Source organism: Halanaerobiales bacterium (assembly GCA_035270125.1).
In the GTDB taxonomy this organism is placed as follows: Bacteria; Bacillota; Halanaerobiia; order Halanaerobiales; family DATFIM01; genus DATFIM01.
Genome location: DATFIM010000192.1, coordinates 1 through 6,104, shown reverse-complemented (window position 1 = coordinate 6,104; position 6,104 = coordinate 1). Strand labels below are relative to the sequence as shown.

Sequence of the window (6,104 nt, the reverse complement as noted above, 5' to 3'; positions counted from 1 at the left end):
AAGTCTGGTATTACCACACAGGCATTTAACCGGTATTATTGAGATGTTAGAAGCTTTAGATGAACTTGCTCCTGGTCTTTATTCAAGAGATACTTTACTTTATGGAGTTGAAGTCAAATTTTATTCATCACGTTTAAATGTAGATGATAGTTTAGAAACTAAAATCAAAAATTTCTATACTGGTGGAGATGGAGCAGGTATTACAAGAGGGTTGATGCAGGCTTCAGTTGCTGGGATAGTTATTGCTCGAGATATTATTGAGAAGATAGAAAAATAAAAATTTATAGATTATAATTAAGTTAATCATTATACTCCTTTTAGTAATTAGATTTTGAAGAATAATTACTAAAAGGAGTTTTTTATTTTTTCTTTGAGTTCATGATTATTATCACTAATATAATTATTTTCCTCTAAAAATTTCTTACCGTTTTTAGTAATTGAATTTCCTTTTCGTCCTTTATTTATGTCAATAAAATTATTTTTTTCAAGTAACTTAATAATATCTCTTAAGTTTTTTTCTGATATATAAAAATATAGTTGTTTAAATATTTTAAGTAGGGTTCTTCTGCCTGTGTCCTTTTTTTCTTCTTCTAAAATATAAATTAGTTTTAAAACTATATTTTTCTTTATTTTTTTATTGAAATTATCTTCATTTTTCAGATAATCAGGTAAATTTTCAAGTTTCAGATCATCCTGAGAAAGAGTTATCATGTTTTTTAATACATTTTTCAATTCCCTAATATTTCCTGGCCAATTATAATTTTGGTAAAAAGATATGAAATTCTGATTTATATTTCTATTGACCTGCCATTTGTCGAAAAAATGTTCTATTAGAAGCAGGATATCATCTCTTCTTTCTCTTAAAGAAGGAATATGGAATTGAAAAACATTAAGACGAAAATAAAGATCTTTTCTAAATTGTCCGTTATTAACAAGTTCTTGCAAATTACGATTTGTGGCAGCAATGATTCTGACATCAATTGGTATAATTGAATCTCCACCTATTCTCATAATTTCCTTTTCTTCAAGAACCCGAAGTAGTCTTGTTTGTAAAGAGAGAGGTAAATCTCCAATTTCATCTAAAAATAATGTTCCATTATCTGCTCTTTCAAAAAGACCAATTTTTCCTTCTTTTTTAGCTCCAGTAAAAGCCCCTTTTTCATAACCAAATAATTCAGATTCCAGAAGATTTTCAGGGAGGGTAGTACAATTAATAGCAACAAAGGGATTATTTTTTCGAGGAGAATCATTATGAATTGCTCCTGCAAAAAGTTCTTTTCCAGTTCCTGTTTCTCCATATAAGATTATAGTGGAATTAGTTCCTGATATTTTTTTAGCTTTTTCTTTAGTAGCTAAAAATTTTTTATTTTTTCCAATTAAATGACTGAATTTATGTTTGGAAAAATAACCTGTTAGTTTTTCTGGTTGATTATTTCTCTTGTTCCAGTTATATTTTGCTCCATACCAGAAAGTAGGCACCCTGAAAATATAGTTTTTAACAATTTGTTCTGCTTTTTTACGTTCTACTTCCAAAAGACTTAGTATATCCATAATATTGGATATATCAAAAACTCTATTTCCGATAATAATTATTTCGGAGTCTATTTCTGGCAAAAAATCATATTTTTCAGGGGCGATGATATAGTCAATATTTTTTGGGATTTTTTCTAAGCCTCTATAAAAAGGTTGTAGTTTCAATTGATTTATACCTAATTGATAAAGTAGAGCAAGAGTATCATTGGCCATATATTGATTAATATTTGCTACAAGGGCTTTTTTTCCTGAAGGTAGTTTTTTTAAATTATCAAGAGCGTTTCGGGTAATAGTTCTCTTCATCATAAGGGTTGGCGCATTACATTCTATAATATCATATAGTTTATCAAGGATATCGGGGTCAGTAAATAGGACAAGGTCAGTTTCCTTTACAGTTGGGATAGGATCCATATCTGCACTTCGATAATCTATTTCAAAAAGACCATTAAAAATTCTATCAATTTCATTTTTAAAAAAGAGTGAGATTTTTTCATCAATAGCTAAGATTGTTATTTTTTTAGACAAAATAATTTCCCCCTTATTTTTTCTTATGATAGAAGTTAATATTTAACTTATAACTAAGTATATCTTTTTATTAGGTTTGTAGTCAAGGGGAAGTTAACAATATTCCTATTAAATGGGGTACAATATTTATAGAAAAATATTTTAACCCATTTGAATCTTTGTTAATCCTATGAAAATAGGTTTTTAAGGCTGGTACAATAGATGCATATAATAAATAGTAAGACAAATCAAAATAAAATGAATTTTATAAAATAAAAATTTAAAGGAGTGGAGATTCATGAAAATAGATATGAAAAGGTTGAAAAATAATTTAATTGAGTTGGGATGGAAAGGATATAATGGTAATAATAAAGATCTGCCTTATGGTGATAAGGGTATAACAAGATTGCCTTATACTGAAGAATATAATAAGGCAGATAAATTTATTGAAGAATTAATGCATAAAGCTGGATTAGAAGTTTATCATGATTCAGTTGGAAATTTATTTGGTACTTTAAATTCTCCGAAAACTGATAAACATGTTATGGTTGGTTCCCATATTGATACTGTTCCAGAAGGGGGGATGTTTGATGGAGCTTTAGGAGTTTTAGCTGCATTAGAAAGTTTAGAAACCCTTAAAGAAAATGGTTATACTAATAATTATAATTTAACTATGGCAGTTTTTATTGGAGAAGAAGGAACTGAAATTGGAGGAACTTTAGGAAGCAGATGTTTTACTGGAGATATTGAATTAAATGAAAAAGAAATAGAATTTTTTAAAGATAAAGGAATAAGTATTGAAAAAGTAAAAAATACTAAAATTGATAAAAATAAAATAAAAAATTATTTAGAAATGCATATTGAACAGGGAGAAGTTTTGGAAAGAGGTGAAATTTCAATTGGAGTGGTCCAGGGGATTGTTGGTATTGCTCGCTATAAGGCTATTGTGAAAGGTGAGGCAAATCATGCAGGTACAACTCCTATGAATTTAAGAGATGATGCTTTACTAAAAGCAAGTAGATTAATAATAAAAGTTAATGAATATGTTAATAACCTTGGAGGAAATTTAGTTGGAACAGTAGGTGAAATTGAAGTTGAGCCGGGAGCAGTTAATGTTATACCTGGAAAAGCTGAATTTACAATAGAATTAAGAGATATGAAAAAAGATAAAATAAATAAAGTTATGAAAAAAATTAAAGAAAGTTTATCTGAAAAAGAATTAATTATTGAAGATATTTTATATGAAGGAGGTGTGTATTTAGATAAAGAAGTTCAGGAAGCTATAAAAAAGTCTGCAGAAAAATTAGATTATGATTACAAAGAAATGATTAGTGGAGCAGGTCATGACGCAAATCCTCTATCAGAAATTACCCCCACAGGAATGATCTTTGTCCCAAGTCATAAAGGGATAAGTCATAGTCCAGAAGAGTGGACCGACTGGGAAGATATCAAAAAAGGAACAGAAGTTATGTTAGAAACCATAAAAATATTGGATAATTAATCTAAAGGAGTGTGAAATAATGAATAAAAATCAAGAAGTCAGTAGTAAAAAGAAGTGGTATAAAAGAATTCCTAATGCTTATGTCCTTTTAATGGTTATTATTGTATTAGTTACAATTTTGACCTATATAATTCCAGCAGGTGAATTTGCAAGAGAAGAAATGAGTAATGGTAGAATAGGAGTAATTCCAGGTAGTTTTGAATTTGTAGAACAAAGTCCGGTTGGGATACTAGGCTTACTACAATCAATTCCAAAAGGTATGATTTCTGGAGCAAATATTATTTTTATCGTTTTTTTTGCAGGTGCTTTATTTAATGTTATTGAATCAACTGGTGCATTAGAAAATGGACTTGGTGTTATTGTTCAAAAACTTAAAGGTAGTTCTAATGCTGGTCAAAAAATGATCTGGATTATGACCTTCGTTTTTGGTGCTTTAGGAGCAGTAGTAGGCTTTGAAAATAATATAGCTCTTATTCCAATCGGAGTTATGATTGCTCTGGCAATGGGGTATGATTTAATGGTAGGAGCAGGAATAGCAATAGGAGGTATAGGGCTTGGATTTGCAACTTCTCCTATTAATCCTTATACTGTAGGTGTTTCTCATGCAATTGCTGAGTTACCTATGTTTTCAGGGTTTGGTTTGCGATTTGCATTTATGGTTGTGACATTGATAGTTTTAGCCCATCATACAGCCAGTTATGGTAAGAAAGTTAAAAGTGGAGATAGAAAAAGTTTAATTAAAAATGCTAATACAGAAGATATAGAATTATCAAAAGAAATAAATGAATATGAGTTAAATGGTACTCATAAACAGGTTATCTTTATATTATTTGCAATAATTGCCACTATTATTTATGGTACTCTTCAGCACCACTGGTATATAATAGAAATATCAACAGTATTTATGGTAGGAGCAATTTTAACCGGTATTGTTGCTAAATATGATTCTGATAAATTAGTAGATAAGATGATTGAAGGAGCTTCACGTTTAACTAGTGGTGCACTAATAATTGGTGTAGCTAGAGGTCTTACAGTTATTTTGCAGGATGGTAAAATTGGTGATACTATAACTTATGCTTTATCAGTGCCATTAGAGCAGTTTCCACCTCTTGTTTCAGGATGGTTTATGACTATTTCTCATTCGATTATTAACTTTTTTATTCCTGGAGGAAGTGGACAGGCTATGGCTACTATGCCTATAATGGTACCTTTAAGTGATTTAGTAGGTTTAACAAGACAAACCGCCGTAATAGCTTTTCAAATTGGAGATGGAGTAATGAATTTAATTGTTCCTACTTTGGGTGGATTATTAGCTATGCTTGCTTTAGCAAGAGTGCCATTTGAAAAATGGTTTAAATTTATTTATCCTATGGTATTAAAAGTGCTTGTGGTAGGGTGGATTTTTATAGCTATAGCTACTTTTATAGGTTATTAACATTTGAAAATATCTAATTAACTGAATATAATTTGATTGAGGTGATGTAAATGAATAAAGAAACTATTGCTACTTTTTCAATTGTTGCTTTTGATCCAGAGACAGAAGAATTGGGTATTGCAGTTCAATCCAAATTTTTGGCAGTAGGTTCAGTAGTTCCCTGGGCTGAAGCCGGTGTTGGTGCTATTGCTACTCAGGCTAAAGGAAATACTACTTATGGACCCAGAGGACTTTCTCTTTTAAAAGAAGGAAAATCTCCTAAAGAAGTAATAGAACTATTAGTTGAAAATGACCCGGAAAAAGAACATAGACAGATTGGAATTATGGATGCCAAAGGTAACTCAGCTAATTTCACTGGAAAAGAATGTCATGAATGGGCAGGAGCAGTTAAAGGTGAAAATTTTACAGCTCAGGGTAATATTTTAGTTGATGAAAAAACTATTGAAGAAATGGCTTCTACTTTTCAAAATGAAAAAGGTGCTTTAGCAGATAGACTTATGGCCAGTTTAAAAGCAGGACAAAAAGCTGGAGGAGACAGCAGAGGTAAACAGGCAGCTGCACTTTTTGTAGTCAAAGAAAATGGCGGGTATGGAGGATATAATGATCGGTATATTGATCTTCGAGTAGATGACCATGAAACTCCAATTAAAGAATTAGAAAGACTTTTAAATTTATTTTATAAAACTTTTGAGTCATAAAAGAATAGGAGGGTTTTATGGAAAAAGATAAAATATTAAAATTTGCTAAAGATATTGAGGACAAAATAATTAATCTCCGACATAAAATACACCAAAATCCAGAATTAGCTTTTAAAGAAAATGAAACAGCAGCTTTAGTGACAAAAGAGTTGAAGAAATTAGGTTTAGAAGTTGAATCAGGTATTTATCACACAGGAGTATGTGGTTTATTAAGAAACTCTGATAATAAAAATGAGAAGACAATTTTATTAAGAGCAGATATGGATGCTCTGCCAATACAGGAGAATACGGGTAAGCCGTATAGCTCAAATAATGATGGTGTAATGCATGCCTGTGGTCATGATGGGCATACTGCTATTTTAATTGGAGTTGCTGTCTTATTAAATAAATTAAAAAATGAGTTTAAAGGTAATGTAAAATTTGTTTTTCAACC

At 30.3% G+C, this 6,104-nt stretch carries 6 protein-coding genes; 5 read left to right on the top strand and 1 reads right to left on the bottom strand.

The window, feature by feature from the left end:
- Positions 1–277 (top strand): FAD-dependent oxidoreductase (locus VJ881_09785; protein HKL76343.1); only part of this gene is annotated, 277 nt, incomplete at its 5' end.
- A gap of 68 nt (positions 278–345) precedes the next feature.
- Here VJ881_09785 and VJ881_09780 read toward each other — a convergent pair.
- Complete coding sequence (locus VJ881_09780; GenBank protein HKL76342.1) at positions 346–2,058, bottom strand: sigma 54-interacting transcriptional regulator; 1,713 nt, start codon at positions 2,056–2,058, stop codon at positions 346–348.
- Between the two features lie 277 nt (positions 2,059–2,335).
- Here VJ881_09780 and VJ881_09775 point away from each other — a divergent pair, with 277 nt between their 5' ends.
- The 4 genes from VJ881_09775 to VJ881_09760 form a co-directional block, all read left to right on the top strand.
- A complete protein-coding gene (locus tag VJ881_09775) occupies positions 2,336–3,538 on the top strand; it encodes a M20 family metallo-hydrolase (GenBank protein HKL76341.1) in 1,203 nt (400 codons plus the stop codon).
- Positions 3,539–3,557: 19 nt separating this feature from the next.
- Complete coding sequence (locus VJ881_09770) at positions 3,558–4,973, top strand: AbgT family transporter (protein HKL76340.1); 1,416 nt, start codon at positions 3,558–3,560, stop codon at positions 4,971–4,973.
- A 50-nt stretch (positions 4,974–5,023) separates the two neighbouring features.
- Positions 5,024–5,671 (top strand): DUF1028 domain-containing protein, encoded by a 648-nt coding sequence (locus VJ881_09765; GenBank protein HKL76339.1) that lies wholly within the window; start codon positions 5,024–5,026, stop codon positions 5,669–5,671.
- A gap of 17 nt (positions 5,672–5,688) precedes the next feature.
- Positions 5,689–6,104: M20/M25/M40 family metallo-hydrolase (locus VJ881_09760; GenBank protein ID HKL76338.1), on the top strand; the 416-nt coding region annotated here is incomplete at its 3' end.

Bases quoted from the DNA above. Each gene is read 5' to 3' on its own strand.
- VJ881_09775 (HKL76341.1), top strand. From the start codon at position 2,336: ATGAAAATAGATATGAAAAGGTTGAAAAATAATTTAATTGAGTTGGGA.
- VJ881_09770 (HKL76340.1), top strand. From the start codon at position 3,558: ATGAATAAAAATCAAGAAGTCAGTAGTAAAAAGAAGTGGTATAAAAGA.
- VJ881_09765 (HKL76339.1), top strand. From the start codon at position 5,024: ATGAATAAAGAAACTATTGCTACTTTTTCAATTGTTGCTTTTGATCCA.